15 protein-coding genes and 1 tRNA gene are annotated in these 14,262 nt (G+C 46.5%); 14 read left to right on the forward strand and 2 right to left on the reverse strand.

Translation table 11 applies throughout. The features are described 5' to 3' along the window. Positions 1 to 391 precede the first annotated feature (391 nt). The 14 genes from ACSYSY_RS04940 to ACSYSY_RS05005 all read left to right on the forward strand — a co-directional run bounded on the left by ACSYSY_RS04940 (position 392) and on the right by ACSYSY_RS05005 (position 13,384). Complete coding sequence (locus ACSYSY_RS04940; protein WP_491708181.1) at positions 392 to 871, forward strand: phage GP46 family protein; 480 nt, start codon at positions 392 to 394, stop codon at positions 869 to 871. Then, positions 868 to 1,965: a baseplate J/gp47 family protein gene (locus ACSYSY_RS04945; RefSeq protein WP_491708182.1), complete on the forward strand. Its 1,098-nt coding sequence runs from the start codon at positions 868 to 870 to the stop codon at positions 1,963 to 1,965. The genes ACSYSY_RS04940 and ACSYSY_RS04945 overlap by 4 nt, the downstream gene beginning before the upstream one ends. Continuing rightward, positions 1,962 to 2,594, forward strand: coding sequence for a hypothetical protein (locus ACSYSY_RS04950; RefSeq protein ID WP_491708183.1), 633 nt, complete (start codon positions 1,962 to 1,964; stop codon positions 2,592 to 2,594). Before ACSYSY_RS04945 ends, ACSYSY_RS04950 begins: the two co-directional genes overlap by 4 nt. Continuing rightward, complete coding sequence (locus tag ACSYSY_RS04955) at positions 2,587 to 4,077, forward strand: hypothetical protein (protein WP_491708184.1); 1,491 nt, start codon at positions 2,587 to 2,589, stop codon at positions 4,075 to 4,077. Before ACSYSY_RS04950 ends, ACSYSY_RS04955 begins: the two co-directional genes overlap by 8 nt. A 1-nt stretch (position 4,078) precedes the next feature. After that, positions 4,079 to 4,483, forward strand: a complete 405-nt coding sequence (locus ACSYSY_RS04960) for a hypothetical protein (protein ID WP_491708185.1) — start codon at positions 4,079 to 4,081, stop codon at positions 4,481 to 4,483. A gap of 37 nt (positions 4,484 to 4,520) precedes the next feature. Next, positions 4,521 to 5,915, forward strand: coding sequence for an H-type lectin domain-containing protein (locus tag ACSYSY_RS04965; protein ID WP_491706485.1), 1,395 nt, complete (start codon positions 4,521 to 4,523; stop codon positions 5,913 to 5,915). Beyond that, the gene (locus ACSYSY_RS04970; protein WP_491706486.1) at positions 5,915 to 6,325 is read left to right on the forward strand and encodes a hypothetical protein; all 411 of its coding nucleotides are present in this window, start codon (positions 5,915 to 5,917) and stop codon (positions 6,323 to 6,325) included. The genes ACSYSY_RS04965 and ACSYSY_RS04970 overlap by 1 nt, the downstream gene beginning before the upstream one ends. A 37-nt stretch (positions 6,326 to 6,362) precedes the next feature. Further along, on the forward strand, positions 6,363 to 7,805 hold the full coding sequence (locus ACSYSY_RS04975) for a hypothetical protein (RefSeq protein WP_491706487.1): 1,443 nt from the start codon (positions 6,363 to 6,365) through the stop codon (positions 7,803 to 7,805). Then, complete coding sequence (locus ACSYSY_RS04980; RefSeq protein WP_491706488.1) at positions 7,805 to 8,218, forward strand: hypothetical protein; 414 nt, start codon at positions 7,805 to 7,807, stop codon at positions 8,216 to 8,218. The genes ACSYSY_RS04975 and ACSYSY_RS04980 overlap by 1 nt, the downstream gene beginning before the upstream one ends. A gap of 11 nt (positions 8,219 to 8,229) precedes the next feature. Then, the gene (locus ACSYSY_RS04985; RefSeq protein WP_491706489.1) at positions 8,230 to 8,619 is read left to right on the forward strand and encodes a hypothetical protein; all 390 of its coding nucleotides are present in this window, start codon (positions 8,230 to 8,232) and stop codon (positions 8,617 to 8,619) included. A 266-nt stretch (positions 8,620 to 8,885) separates the two neighbouring features. Beyond that, positions 8,886 to 9,626: a tonB-system energizer ExbB gene (gene exbB, locus ACSYSY_RS04990; protein WP_491706490.1), complete on the forward strand. Its 741-nt coding sequence runs from the start codon at positions 8,886 to 8,888 to the stop codon at positions 9,624 to 9,626. 3 nt (positions 9,627 to 9,629) lie between these two features. Continuing rightward, complete coding sequence (locus ACSYSY_RS04995) at positions 9,630 to 10,046, forward strand: biopolymer transporter ExbD (RefSeq protein ID WP_491706491.1); 417 nt, start codon at positions 9,630 to 9,632, stop codon at positions 10,044 to 10,046. A 5-nt stretch (positions 10,047 to 10,051) separates the two neighbouring features. Beyond that, a complete protein-coding gene (locus ACSYSY_RS05000; protein WP_491706492.1) occupies positions 10,052 to 10,888 on the forward strand; it encodes an energy transducer TonB family protein in 837 nt (278 codons plus the stop codon). 147 nt (positions 10,889 to 11,035) lie between these two features. Then, positions 11,036 to 13,384 carry a TonB-dependent receptor gene (locus ACSYSY_RS05005; protein ID WP_491706493.1) on the forward strand — a complete coding sequence of 783 codons (2,349 nt, stop codon included), beginning with the start codon at positions 11,036 to 11,038 and terminating at the stop codon, positions 13,382 to 13,384. Between the two features lie 106 nt (positions 13,385 to 13,490). On the opposite strand, the gene ACSYSY_RS05010 is transcribed toward ACSYSY_RS05005, so the two are convergent. Next, complete coding sequence (locus ACSYSY_RS05010; protein WP_491706494.1) at positions 13,491 to 13,967, reverse strand: DUF6232 family protein; 477 nt, start codon at positions 13,965 to 13,967, stop codon at positions 13,491 to 13,493. Positions 13,968 to 14,161: 194 nt separating this feature from the next. Continuing rightward, a tRNA-Val gene (locus ACSYSY_RS05015) sits at positions 14,162 to 14,236 on the reverse strand. Between the last annotated feature and the right edge of the window lie 26 nt (positions 14,237 to 14,262).

Raw genomic sequence — 14,262 nt, forward strand, 5'->3', positions numbered from 1 at the left:
TTATCATCCATACCTCTTTGTCTCACATGATCATAGTCTATTTATTTTCTATCATAAGGCACAAAGCCTGTTCCTTTCTGATTAAAATCCCTAAAAATTATTGGGAATAGATATTTCCCAACCATAATTATTTAAATTCCATCATAATGATCGTTATGGTCTATACCCGTACTTGTGCATTAAGTACGCTCTCAACATGGTAATATTATTTTATCGATAATAATATTACCATTTGCATGTATAATTTTTAAAATGATTTTATAATTATATTTATTAGTATATTTCCAATACAATAAAATATTCATTATCCGTTCATTTATTTTTTGAACCCATGTGACGGGGGCTATTCTTCCCCCTGAAGGTTTCTGCCCAATCAGCTTATCAATAACGCATGAGCATAGGCACCCTTCATATAGCCCCCGATGTTAATGGGCAGACTGATCTCGTTATTACCAGAACAGGTGAAAAACGAGGCACGATCGCGTTTGACACCACATTGGCTTCAGCACTCTTGATCGCACTCGGCTCGCACCGTCGTGCAGACCGTGATGACGTGCTGCCTTCCCTCCTCACAGAGCCTGACGGCACGACCGTCCCCCTCGGTGCAAAGCGTGGATGGGTAGGCGATATCCTCCAGGAGCCGGGTCAGCGCCTTGGCTCCAAGCTCTGGCTGCTTGAGCGTGCCAAGAAAAGTGAGACAACCCGCATCACGGCTGAAGATTACGCACAAGCCGCCATTGACCCCATCGGGGCCTATCATGATCAGTCCCTCTCTGTGTCCTCTCAATGGGATCAATCACGTAAAAACACCCTGATCGTGACCGTTAAAAATGCTCTGACCTCCGTTACCCAACGCGTGGAGACCTTATGAGCGCGCGCATTCCAACACCTTCTGACATTGCTCAGCGTTATATGGCGGCTTTCGCCCAGGCGCGCTTTAAGGCTGATGATGGCAGTGTGGTCACACTTGACCCTACCGCCCCCTCCACCTTTGAGCAGGTGCTCGTTTCAGCCAAATCACTCGCTGATTATGAGACCTACCTTTATATTCGTGATCGCTTTCTCGAACTCATGCCCACAACGGCAACGATCGGAGCGGATGGATTGCTGCCACAACATGGGCAGATCTGGGGCGTCCCTCGCCTGGCGCCGCAATCAGCGGTAGGGAAAGTGGTCATCAAGGCAGCGGCGGATGTATCACTCCCGCAAGGCATTATGCTGACCAAAGATGGGTCTGTTCAATGGGAACTGACCCAGCCGGTTACGATTACGGCAGGGGAAAGCAAAAGTGCGTCTGTCATCTGTCAGAATACGGGCAGTGCGGGAAATTTGTCAGCGGGGACCTCTCTTTCACTGGTTAGTCCTGTAGCGGGTGTGGATAAGATCACGGTGGATCAGGACGGTCTGGCCGGTGGTGCTGATATTGAAGGCGTTGAGGACTGGCGGGAGCGCATTATTGATGCCATCCGCAACCCTTATAATGGCGGAGATGCTGAGGATTACCGCAAATGGGCGAGCAATGCCGGAGCTAAATTCGTCAATGTCATTCCTTCCTACACAGGGCCTGGCACTGTGGGCGTTATCATCGCTTTTGCGGGGCCACGTGTGCCGACACAGGAAGAGATTGTGCGGGTGCAGGATTATATTGATGAACGCAGGCCGATTAGAGGAAACGCGACAGTCTATCCGGTTGAACTGGTAACTGAGACGCCGGTTATTAAGCTGGGGCTGGATAATCAGATTAATCGCGACAAGGTCACGGCAGCGTTTCAGTCAATTTATAATGGCATTGAGATCGGAGGCACGCTTTATGTTGAAGCATTGCAAGCCGCTCTGTTTAATGCTGTTGGTGGGGGATCATCTGTCATCTCACCTGTCAGTGATATCACCTACCCTACCAATCAAATGCCCCTTATGGGCAGCATTAAATGGCAGGATGTCTCTGGGAAGGATATGAGCTCGTGATCTCATATCCAGCCCCCCGATCTGCTAACGAAATCGCTCATGAATGGGCGAGCGAACTACTCCCCCCGGGAACGGCTCTCAAGGGCGATAATATCAAAGCATTATTGCTGGCCTTAGCCAAGCCGCGCGAAGATCTTGAACGCGATAGTGCTGCCCTGGCCAATGAGCTATGTCCTGGTTCCTCGGATCTATTGCTCGATGATTACCGCGCATTGCTGGGCCCTGACCCTATAGGACGTGATCAAGGCACACTGTCAGACGATGAATGGCGCGTTCTATTACAACAGAGATGGACAACACGCGGCAATCAGACCCCCGCTTTTTATATATCATTAGCCAAAACTTACGACATTGATATTTCCATTACGGAACCGGAAGCACCGATTTGTGGACCGGTTATTTGTGGTGAGGGACTGCAAGTGGGCGAACGCTCACTGCGTTTTAAATGGATCGTAGAACTCCCTTCAGACGTGCTGAAAGCCATTTGCGGGGAAGCTATGTGCGGCATGCTTGAATCAGCACAGGACAGCGACAATGACTTTGCAGAGCTGATGCGCGTTTTCAAGTTCCTAAAACCAGCCGATAGCGAAGTTTATTTTAGACATGATGGAGTATGGATTCATGAGTAATCCGAACTGGCCCCTCTTTCCGAACGTGCCAAATATGACGGCTGATGATGAAGGCCGCCCTGAAGTCCTCGATCATATTTCCGGAAAACAGAAAGGCACCCCCCTTAATAAAGACCTCATCAATCCGATCATTCATACACTTTGTGATTTAAGAGATGATGTTGATGGCCTTCATACGAGTTTGCCGACCTATCTCCCCCTCAAGGGTGGAAATATTACGGGCGAGCTTGATATCGCAGGCAAGAAAGTTGCAACAATTGACGATGTCGCTACTGAGACCCATCGTGCCAAAGAAGCAGAAGCAGGATTGCTCCCCCTCACAGGGGGAAAGCTCTCTGGTGGCCTTTCTATTGGAGGGCAGTTTTCTCAAAATGGAGAAACGCTTTCAAAACCATTGGGCACTCAGATCGGTAATGGCCGCTTTTACATGCAGGCTATCCAGCCTGATAATGTCGATCATATTGCCGGGCGATTACTCATCAATGATCTGGATGGACGTTATTACAGGGTTTTGGAAGCCGACACGAACGGCACATTGAAAAATGTTAATGGGCAGATCTTAGCAACAACTGACGATATTCAGACTGAAACAACACGCGCAAAAAATGCTGAAGCAACACTCCTTCCATTATCTGGAGGTAAGGTTTCAGGAGATTTATTAGTCGCTTCATCGTTCTATCAAAATGGGGAAACCCTTTCAAAAACCATTGGCACTCAGGTGGGAACCGGTCAGTTCTACATGCAGGCTGTCCAGCCTGATAATGTCAGCCACCTCTCCGGGCGCCTGGTCCTCAAGGATCTGGACGGTAACTTTTATAGAGTGCTGGAAGCCAATAAAGACGGCACCTTGAAAAATGTTAATGGGCAAATACTCGCAACGACGGATGATATTCAGACTGAGACTACGCGTGCTCAAAATGTGGAGTCCACATTATTGCCCCTCACAGGGGGTAATATTAGTGGGGATTTAAACCTGCACGGTAATGTTTTCAAGGGTGGAATAGCAAGTCGGGCTCTGAGCCTGTCGGTCAAAGGAGATGAAGCGAAAAGCACGCTCCAGCTTCTCGGCACCAAAGCTAGTCCGGTCACCACCCTGGCCCTGACAGCCTCTGACGGGCGCAAGGCATCTCTAACGCTCAATGCCAATAATCGTGTTACAACAGCGCGCGGCACCTGCCTGCCTGAAATGCTGGTGACGTCAGACCAGCCATCCGGGCGGATTGTGATTCAGGTCTTCTCGGCCATGGCGTCAAATGGCACCGTCATCACCTTCCCTAATGAATTCCTCCAGGTTCCTTATACCGTCATTTTGGATACAGAGAGCGAAACAAGTGATACCAATAACGTTATCGTCAATGTTGCGATCGGGACGTTAACCACAAAATCATTCGAGCTTCGCAAACGCTGGGTGCAAGGGGGCAGTGACGCTATTGATGGTATAAGCGCTCCCGTAAGAATTACAGCCATAGGAGTGATTGCCTGAGATGAGCAAGATTTCTGATTATTACGTCGTGATCGATGAGAACAGACAGGTCACGACACTGGTCCTATGCCCGGGTATGGCCACGTCACCATGCTATATCAATGTCACAAAAGACATTTACGATGAAGTCACAAAACATTTCGTAACCGAAAAGCTTGGCGTGACCTATGGGGAGGATGGCACCATTACAACCTTCACACTCCCCCCACCCTCTCATGCTGAGCTGAAAGAACAGGCGCAGAGTGCTCTCTCTGCCATGCAATCCCAGGCGGCGATCATCGTGGCAATGGGAGAAAGTTTTGGCCCCAAAACGAGAGCTTACGTACAGGCGCTCCAGGCCATTATTGATGGCTCGGACACAACAAGCACAGAACTGCCGGCAAAGCCCGATACACTCACAGACTAAGAACGCCTTCTTTGCAGCAAATATGGAGTATGGATTTATGAGCAATCCGCACTGGCCTCAATTCCCTGATGTGCCCAATATGACGGTTGACACAAAGGGACGCCCCAATACGCGTGACCTCGTTCCGGGGCAGCAGGAAGGCACGCCTATTAATGCCTCTCTCATCAATCCTATTATCCATAATATTTGTGATATCAGAGACGAGCTTGATACTACTTTTCCGACCCTTCTTCCTGTTTCAGGGGGAAATGTAACGGGCAGTCTGAGTGTTCAGGGCAAAATTGTTGCTACGATTAATGATATTGCAACTGAAACCACGCGTGCCCAAAAAGCTGAGGCGAGCAAACTCCCCTTAACAGGCGGAGACGTCACAGGTATCATTAACGCCCACTATTCTATTAATGACAAGCCCGGCCAAACCGGAAATACGGTTCCTAATACCTCATGGGTTGATCAGAATTACGCCAATAAAAATTCATTAGCGCAGGAAATCACGCGGGCTCAGAAAGCTGAAGCGAAACTGCTCCAAACTGTCCCAGCCACTAACAATGATGACCGATTAAATAACCTGGTCTGGAATCACACAGGCAAACATTTGGCTGCGCAATTACCAGATTCCAGCTGGAAAAGTTTTTACTCGACAGAAAACTCTGTCCAGGCGCTCACTTATTCAAATGCTGAAGCACGCCCAACGACGATCAGAACCTTAAAGAATGGCTGGGGAGGAAAGCCTCAATTAATCGTTGAGAATGACGGATTTGACGCTTTTAACGGTGCTTCAATTGAAGCAGTAAACAACGCTCTTTCAACTGAAACTGCTCGGGCGCAAGCTGCTGAAAATAGCAAACTGCCTCTCACGGGCGGTATGCTCACAGGTGATTTAGAGCTTAAAGGAAATGTTAACGGCGAAAATCTATTCAGTAAAACAATCCATTTAAGTGCTGACGGCGTTAAAGCCCATAGCCAGATTCAATTACTGGGCAGTAAAACAAACCCTTCTACAGCGATTTCAACGGTAAAAGAAGACGGCTCCAGCGCGTCCCTATTTCTAAACGCTGATAATAGCGTCACGACGGCACGCGGGACTTCACTTCCTGAGATATCAATGGGAGCAGGATCGTCAGGTCGTATCGTTATGCAGTGTTTTCAGGTATCAGGCATACCAAACGGCGTAACTGTACCCGTAAAATTTCCCATTCCATTTGCGTCTCCTCCGCAGGGTATATTTCTAACCATAAATAATGAATTTAAGGGTCAAGGAGACCCGCAATTTAGAGCTCGTTATGCTTCTATTTCTAATAAAGAAAATCAGTCTACTGAGGCAGAAGATATTGAAAAAGACGGATTTTCATTCACGTCAGTTACATCAGAAAATGATGTCACAGGCTATCATTACACTTTGCATGTTCTAGCCATAGGAATTATTCAATAATGGATCCCATTAAAATTTCTGATTATTACGCTGTATTAGACGAAAACCGTAATATCATGAATTTAGTCATTTTCCCAGGGGTTGCGACCTCTAAAAGCTACGTTAATCTGACTGAAGAAAGTTACAATAAAGTCCAGGAATTACTTCTCAAGGATAAACGCGGCATTAACCTAGCAGCTGACGGCACAATCACAACCTATGATCTTCCCGAACCTCCCAAGCCCCCTTTGAAAGACCAGGCCAAAAGCGCTCTGTCTGACGTGCAGTCACAAGCACCAATGATTGTGGCTATGGGGGAAAGTTTTGGCCCTAAAACGAAAGCTTACTTACAGGCGCTCCAGGCCATTATTGATGGCTCGGACACAACAAGCACGGACCTGCCAGCAAAGCCCGATACACTCACAGACTAAGAACGCCTTCTTTGCAGCAAATATGGAGTATGGATTTATGAGCAATCCGCACTGGCCTCAATTCCCTGACGTGCCAAATATGGCGGTTGACTCTAAAGGTCGGCCAAATACGCGTGATCTCGTTCCGGGCCAGCAGGAAGGCACGCCCCTCAGTGCCTCTCTTTTTAACCCGATTATCACGAATATCTGCGATATCAGAGACGAGCTTGATACAACTCTTCCGACCCTTTTGCCGATTGCAGGCGGGGATGTGACGGGCAATCTCAGCGTTCAGGGCAAAATTGTTGCCACGATTAATGATGTGAATGCTGAAACAAATCGTGCACAAAAAGTCGAAGCGGGACTTGTTTCCGGAAGTGAAGGGCTTGATGCCCATAATATCCAGATTACTGCCATTAAAGCCCAATATTCTGAGACTGACGCAACCCAGGCGCTTGGCGTAAGCTATCACGATAAAAACGGTCACGATCACCTCTGTATTGACAAAGATTATGCCAACACACTCTATCCTTCAAAAGCAGAGCTCAAGGCTGAAACAGATCGCGCGCAATCAGCTGAGGCCCTTTTATTACATACCGAGCCCGTTTCTGGTTCCGATGTAAAACTCAGCAACGTTGTCTGGAATGGGGATAAAAACCTCTCTGTTCATGTTGAAGGAGACAATAAAAACGAGATTTTCTACCCTGCTGAAAAGTCCGTCCAGGCGCTTACCTATTCTGATGCTGAAGCACGCCCGACAACGATCAGAACCTTAAAAAATGGCTGGAATGGAAAGCCTCAATTAATCGTCGAAAATGACGGGTTTGACGCTTTTAACGGGGCCTCAATTGAAGCGGTGAACAATGCTCTTTCAACTGAAACTTCTCGGGCGCAAGCTGCTGAAAATAGCAAACTTGCTCTTTCTGGGGGCATACTCACAGGTGATTTAGAGCTTAAGGGAAATGTTAGCGGCGATAAGTTAGCCAGTAAAACAATCCATTTGAGTGCTGCTGGCGTTAATGCCCATAGCCAGATTCAATTACTGGGCACGAAAACAAATCCCACCACAGCGATTTCAACGATTAAAGAAGACGGCACAAGCGCGTCTCTATTTCTAAACGCCGATAATAGCGTCACGACAGCAAGAGGAACATCACTCCCCGAAATCATGGTGGAAAATGGTCAAACAGGACGCATCGTTATGCAATATTTCTCAGTTACAGGGCCAGGAAATGGGGATGACGTGACAGTTCAGTTTCCCACAGCCTTTGCCATTGGCACCATTCCGTATGTTTTCGCCACAGCAACCAGAGAAGCTAGTTACAGTGGAAGTGAACAATACCAGCGAGGGGTTTCCCTTTGTCTGAAAGAAAACAGTAATGATGGCACACTACCGGCGATCACAAACACGGATGTTCATTTAAATTTATTTGTCCGCGGAACCGTTTCCTCCGTACGTCCATGGTTTATCAATGTTTGCGCTATAGGGATCATGAACTAATGAGTAACGTAACTAAAATATCTGATTATTATGCCGTTCTGGATGATAAACATAATGTTATGAACCTGGTTATTTTTCCAGGTATTGCGACCTCTCCAAGTTATTATAATCTTTCTGAGGACGTTTATAACAAAGTCCATAATTTCCTCCTTCAGGAAAGATTAGGCGTTAATATTGCCCCTGATGGCACAATCACAACCTATGATCTTCCCGCACCTCCTAAACCCCCTTTAAAAGACCAGGCCCAAAGCGCTCTGTCTGACGTGCAGTCACAAGCACCCATGATTGTGGCTATGGGGGAAAGTTTTGGCCCTAAAACAAAAGCCTACGTGCAGGCACTTCAGGCCATCATTAATGGGACAGACACCACGAGCACAGAAATGCCGGTTAAGCCGGATGCTCTGACTGAATAGTTTCTTTCTTTGTGACTCCGCTGGAATTATTAAATCTTGCTAAAGAGTGGGAAAGCCTTCTTGGCGGAGTCATAGGCTTGTTCGCAGGTTGGTTCAGCTCTTTAGTGAAAGCCCGTTTAAATCACGAGCGCAATATGATTGATGTTGGCGCTTTGGAGAACGAACAGCTTCGTCTTGCTTTGGAAAGAGAGCGCTTTCTGAGCGACAAATTAAAAGAGTGTGGAGATCATTACGCCATTTTGTGGAAACGCTTTTATGAGCGAGAGGAACTCATCAAACAATATTCTTCAGCAGCTCTAAGTGCCAGACAATCACTCAACGCCCTTGAGCTTCAAACAGGACACCCCGTCACAAAATTTGAAGTGTTAAACTCCCTCCCTCAAAACGATGATTTTCCTTAACATCCTATATCAGCCTTGAAACACCCAGCTCAATAAGAGCTCGGTCTGTTCTCCGTATGACCAGGGACGCTATCTCTTTGGTATTAGCAATTTTGTCCAAGGAAACAAAAAATTCTGTCCCGATACAACCCCGATGAAAAAAGATCATCCTTTTAAATGATAACGATTCTTAGTTGCATATAAATGATTTCTGGTTCATAAAATTTTATCATTCTCTTTTTCCAAGAGTCATGCGTGTTACGATTTCTTCGGAGGCAGACGAACTCATGTCTAATTTCCCAAGCTCACCGGCTCCCTTCTCCCCCTGGGAGATGTTCTTGCATGCAGGGTTTCTGGTGCGCACAGTCATGCTCTTATTGGTTATTGCATGCCTGGTAAGCTGGGCTGTCTTTTTTGCTAAGACCCTTGAGCTCAGATTTATGCATAAAACGCTTATGAAGGACACACAAACCCTCGAAGAAGCAGATTCCCTCACTCACGGCAAAGAGCGCATTACACCGGACAGCACTGCCAACCTTCTGATTATGGCTGCTTATCATGAGCAGGAAAAATCCCGGGATATCATACATATCAGTGAGGGTATTAAAGAACGTATCGCCATGCATCTTGAAAGACTGGAAGCCGCTGAGGGGCGCAGATTAACCCGTAGCATAGCCATTCTGGCCACTATTGGCGCAACAGCTCCTTTTATCGGCCTTTTTGGAACAGTTTGGGGGATTATGACGTCCTTTACCGGTATTGCCGCCAGCAAAGCGACCAATCTTGCTATTGTCGCCCCCGGCATTGCCGAAGCCCTTCTTGCCACAGCCTTCGGGCTCATCGCGGCAATCCCAGCGGTGATGATCTATAATTATCTCTTACGCCAAACAGCCTCTTGCCGCGCGCTGTTGGCTGACCTCACGACGCAGATCATGCGCCTGGTATCGCGTGATATGGACCGCCAGAAAACAACTCGTCTCGATGAGCATAAACCGCTCCGCTTTATGCCGCGCCTAGCGGGAGAATAAGGCATGATCCGCCTTCGTCACGGGGATGAAAACGCTCAGCAGGAGATGGACAGCATTAATGTCACCCCTTTTATTGATGTCATGCTGGTTCTTTTAGTGATCTTTATGGTCACGGTGCCTTTAACAACGGTCAATCTACCGATCGACCTTCCTGCCTCATCAGAAAAGGCTGCGCCCGCGCCGACACAGCCAGTTTCTCTGGTCATCAAAGCCAATCACACACTCACGCTGAATGACACTGACATTACAGAGCCAGCATTAATCAACACATTAAAGAATGTAACAAAAGGAAATCTGAATGAGCGTATCTTTTTAGCCGCTGATAAAACAATTGATTATGAAACGCTCATGAAGACCATGAATCTTTTGCGTAAAGCAGGCTATCTCAAAGTGGCCCTCGTAACGCGGCAGGATCCGTAAAATTCATGAGCAGTTCGGCGCAGACTTCACGCAGAATTCAGGCTTTTACTGAAATCTTTACCGCGTACCGTCTTAATCTTCTTAAAAGAGAAAAAAAGCAAAGGCGGCTTATCAGTGCGGGCTTTATTTTTCTCATAACGCCCATGATACTTTGTTTTTGTTACTGGCCTGACCATATTGAGCAGATCGGCGCTTTTTCTCCACCTCCTGCAATGGCTGTTGATCTTGTCGTAATGCCGGCAACAAACGTCTCCGCACCACAGAAGACCGCTCCAGAACCTCAAAAACCCCAAACCAACGCCCAATCAACACCTCAGGAAGCTTCACCTAAAATATCTGTGCCTTCTGCTCCCGCCCCTCACCCCGCTATTTTATTGAAAAAACAAAATAAGAAACCTCATACTGAACATAAAAATACGTCCAGCTCTCCCAAAAATCATGCCCATAGAGAAGCGCGGGAAAAGCCTTCTTTTACGCCAGCTATTTCGTCTCCTTCGACAGCGCCTCAACCCGTTACTCAGAGTGTTAACAGTGCGACAAGCAGCCCTTTCCATAATAAAACTTCGTGGCAGACGGCCTTATTGGCACAACTTGAAAAGTTCAAACGCTACCCGGCCAGTGCCATGGCTGACAGTCAGGAAGGGGCGCCTATAATACGTTTTTCAATCGACCGCCAAGGACATGTCCTTAATACAAAACTCATAAAAACTTCTGGTTACTCTCTTCTTGATGAAGAAGCGCTCAGTCTTCCTCAACGAGCTCAACCACTCCCTGCCCCTCCAGAAACAGTTAAAGGAGATATTATTACTTTGACTGTCCCTGTTGAATTTACCGTTCGTTAATAGTTTCCATTATTTTTAAAACATCACATTGTGGCATAGGCGCAACAGTTTCCAATTAGATATATTTTACTCCTATCTGCAATTGCAAATTGTTCTCAACTATGGTTTTGGTGAGGAAATCTTTTTCATCGAAAGAATCAATCCGCTATGTCGTCTTTGTTCATTCGCCGTTGCTTACGCCCTGTTCCCCTTGCTACCGGGATGATTAGCCTGGCCTGCACAGGCTTTTCTTCAGCTCTGGCTGAAAACACAAATGACTCACCTCAGGATAATACGCAGCACGCTCAGCCGCCTTCTCAAAACGCAGAAGTTGCGAATCATAATCAAAAGCATTCTTCAGACGAAGAGCGCATTACTGTGCAGGCACGCCGCCCCAGTGCCATGAATATCCTGAATGAACCGATCGGTCTGAGCCGTATGCCGCAGGATGCCATGCATACACCCCAGACGGTCAATGTCGTTCCCCAGGAACTGATGAAGCAGCAGAATGTTAAATCGTTGGATGAGGCTCTCCGTAATGTCCCCGGGATTACAGCTTCAGTCGGGGAAGGCGAAGGCGGCATGTCAGGCGACCAATTCCTGATACGTGGTTTCCAGGCACAAAACGATATTTATGAAAACGGCCTCCGTGATTTCGGGGTCTATACACGCGATAGTTTTTATTACGACCATATCTCCGTCATAAAAGGCCCCTCTTCCGAAATATTTGGCAACGGAACAACGGGGGGAGCGATCAATATTGTCTCTAAAACCCCTCATGCCGGCAATAAGTATCAGGGAAGTTTCTCGGGTGGTTCCGGTTCCTATTTCCGCGGCACACTCGATATCAACCAGCAATTAAACGACACCACGGCTATCAGATTTTCAGCCATGGGGAATGAAAATGATGTTGTCGGCCGCAGTCATATCTACTCACATCGTTGGGGGATCGCCCCTTCAATCACCTTTGGAATGGGTGAGGATATCTCCTATACCATTGATTATTTCCATCAGAATGATAACCGCATCCCCGATTATGGCGTCTGGGTCGTCAAGAAACCTGGCTCTGCTGTAGGAAAACCCATTACCGAATATGGCGTTAACCGCAAAAACTGGTATGGCACGACTTTTGATCATGATGATGTCAGCACAGATATGATCACCGGGCGCTTAACAGCGAAAGTTGCTCCCTGGTTGACCGTCTATAACGACACAAGAGGCGGCATTTACCATCGTTATTTCTCAGCCTCACAACCAAACTGTAATGCGGGGTGTCAGAAAGCCTTCTTCTCCTCTCATCCAGAAACGGCTGCCATTTCCCGCAATGGCGGGCTTGGTGGGCCTAACCCTTACAGGCAGAGTGACTGGTCGATCCAGGACGTTTTTTCAGGCGTTGCCCGCTTTAAAACCGGAACATTCAAACATGAACTCATCACAGGTTTTGATATTGAGCACGTAGAAGATCACCGGAAAAACTACCCCTATAATATAAAAAGAGAGGGTACAAACCTCCTTAATCCTTCTCCCAATGTTCCGGGTCTTCGGCGCTCAAACTGTGCGACAGATCCTGGCAATCTGGCCAATATTCCCAACGGCGTGGGCCGAAAATGTACCAAAGACGGCGCAGCCACTGATGTTGGTTTCTTCTTTTCCGACCAGATCTGGCTAACAAAATGGTTCTCTATCAAAGGAGGCTTCCGGCTTGATCAATGGTACAGTGATTATGCGGCTAAAGGCGGCGTTAAAACCACGCCTGACACCCATATCAGCCAGAACGAATTTACGATTAATCCCAGTGTCAGCCTGATGTACACCCCGACTGACAATATTATGGTTTACTTTAACTGGGCAGAGGCAACGACCCCCACAAGCCTTTATGTCACAAACAGTAACGCCCCCTTCACCACTGATGCCGGTTATAAACCGGAAAAAAGCCGCCTTTACGAATTCGGAGCAAAATATAATGCCTTCAAAGGGCGTATGGGCTTCACAGCCGCGTTCTTCAGGCTGGAAAAAAATAACTCCACCATTACGGACCCGGCCACTGGTGATGTCAGTTCTTCCTCTGACAAGGAAAGAAACCAGGGTATAGAGCTGAGCGTTTCCGGAAATATTACCAAAAACTGGAGCATTATCGGCACCTATGCTTTTTATGACAGTCGCGTCACAGGGTCTGATACAGCAGCGAATGTGGGAAAAAGAATTCAGTACGTTCCCAAAAATTCTGCAACATTATGGAGCAGCTATGTCATTGCCCCCAAGACCCTTTATAACCTTACGATAGGCGGCGGCATCACATGGCGTGAAGGGGTCTGGCTTGATAACGCCAACTCAGCGCATGTGCCTGCAACCGTTGATTTTGATGCCATGATTTCACATGATTTCGGGAAACACTGGCACATAGCATTGAACGGTTACAATCTGGCCAATCGCCTTAATTACAGCAATCTTTTCAGCAACCGCGTCACGCCTGCGATTGGACGGTCTTTCCTTTTCAATCTTGCTGCGAATTATTAAAGCGACCACTTCGCGACAATGTCTCTTTAAAGACATTGTCGCTGTCTTCAATAAGATCGATAAGGCAGAACGCGCCCAAATAATCAGACCATAAATTCTTTGTCTGTTATTGTTCAGAAATTGCTTTTTCCACAGCTATTTTAACCGAGGACAACATTTTCTTGGAATGATCTACAAGTACAGTCTTTTCTCCATCTCCTGTAGAAAATTGAAGAAAATACCTCGGCTTAAATAGCCAGTACAGTAACTGAATGAACCAGGCAAGGGACAAGAAAATTACCATTAAAGACACTAAGTCCCCACCAAATGATGGTTTGTCATATGGATGATCTTTTGAAGCTCCACATAAAAAAGCAATAGACATACATATAGGAAAAGGCAAAAAGATAATAGACGTTATAAGTTTAGCTATCAGCTTATTAACGTTCTCTCTAATGACCGATACTCCAATTATATTTACAATAGAGTACGTCTGAATTGCTGATTTATAATTAGCAAAATCTTTTGGCAATGAAACTTTTATTTTTACGGTATTTTTTGTCACCAATATCTTGGGAGAATCATATATAGTATAATTAGTCATTTTTTGCTATCTCCATATTAAAAAATCTCAAATAGTATTGTGAATAATTAATCTGAAAAGTAACCACAAACGTCATATAGAATATTGACCTGTACATAATCAATATTCTACACTTAAAATTTTACTATTTTTTAAATATCTTACCAGAAGCTCTATACTCTGTTTATGAAAAAGCTTTTTTCTGGGAAATATCATGGTGGATGCGACAGGGATTGAACCTGTGACCCCTGCCGTGTGAAGGCAGTGCTCTACCGCTGAGCTACGCATCCTTTCCTATAAAGGCAAGCCGCTTTTA

The organism is Aristophania sp. ESL1100 (genome assembly GCF_058511235.1).

What these genes read in the sequence shown, in the direction of transcription:
- ACSYSY_RS04940 (WP_491708181.1), top strand. Translation starts at nt 392, where the DNA reads ATGAGCATAGGCACCCTTCATATAGCCCCCGATGTTAATGGGCAGACT.
- ACSYSY_RS04945 (WP_491708182.1), top strand. Translation starts at nt 868, where the DNA reads ATGAGCGCGCGCATTCCAACACCTTCTGACATTGCTCAGCGTTATATG.
- ACSYSY_RS04955 (WP_491708184.1), top strand. Translation starts at nt 2,587, where the DNA reads ATGAGTAATCCGAACTGGCCCCTCTTTCCGAACGTGCCAAATATGACG.
- ACSYSY_RS04960 (WP_491708185.1), top strand. Translation starts at nt 4,079, where the DNA reads ATGAGCAAGATTTCTGATTATTACGTCGTGATCGATGAGAACAGACAG.
- ACSYSY_RS04965 (WP_491706485.1), top strand. Translation starts at nt 4,521, where the DNA reads ATGAGCAATCCGCACTGGCCTCAATTCCCTGATGTGCCCAATATGACG.
- ACSYSY_RS04970 (WP_491706486.1), top strand. Translation starts at nt 5,915, where the DNA reads ATGGATCCCATTAAAATTTCTGATTATTACGCTGTATTAGACGAAAAC.
- ACSYSY_RS04975 (WP_491706487.1), top strand. Translation starts at nt 6,363, where the DNA reads ATGAGCAATCCGCACTGGCCTCAATTCCCTGACGTGCCAAATATGGCG.
- ACSYSY_RS04980 (WP_491706488.1), top strand. Translation starts at nt 7,805, where the DNA reads ATGAGTAACGTAACTAAAATATCTGATTATTATGCCGTTCTGGATGAT.
- exbB (WP_491706490.1), top strand. Translation starts at nt 8,886, where the DNA reads ATGTCTAATTTCCCAAGCTCACCGGCTCCCTTCTCCCCCTGGGAGATG.
- ACSYSY_RS04995 (WP_491706491.1), top strand. Translation starts at nt 9,630, where the DNA reads ATGATCCGCCTTCGTCACGGGGATGAAAACGCTCAGCAGGAGATGGAC.
- ACSYSY_RS05000 (WP_491706492.1), top strand. Translation starts at nt 10,052, where the DNA reads ATGAGCAGTTCGGCGCAGACTTCACGCAGAATTCAGGCTTTTACTGAA.
- ACSYSY_RS05005 (WP_491706493.1), top strand. Translation starts at nt 11,036, where the DNA reads ATGTCGTCTTTGTTCATTCGCCGTTGCTTACGCCCTGTTCCCCTTGCT.
- ACSYSY_RS05010 (WP_491706494.1), bottom strand. Translation starts at nt 13,967, where the DNA reads ATGACTAATTATACTATATATGATTCTCCCAAGATATTGGTGACAAAA.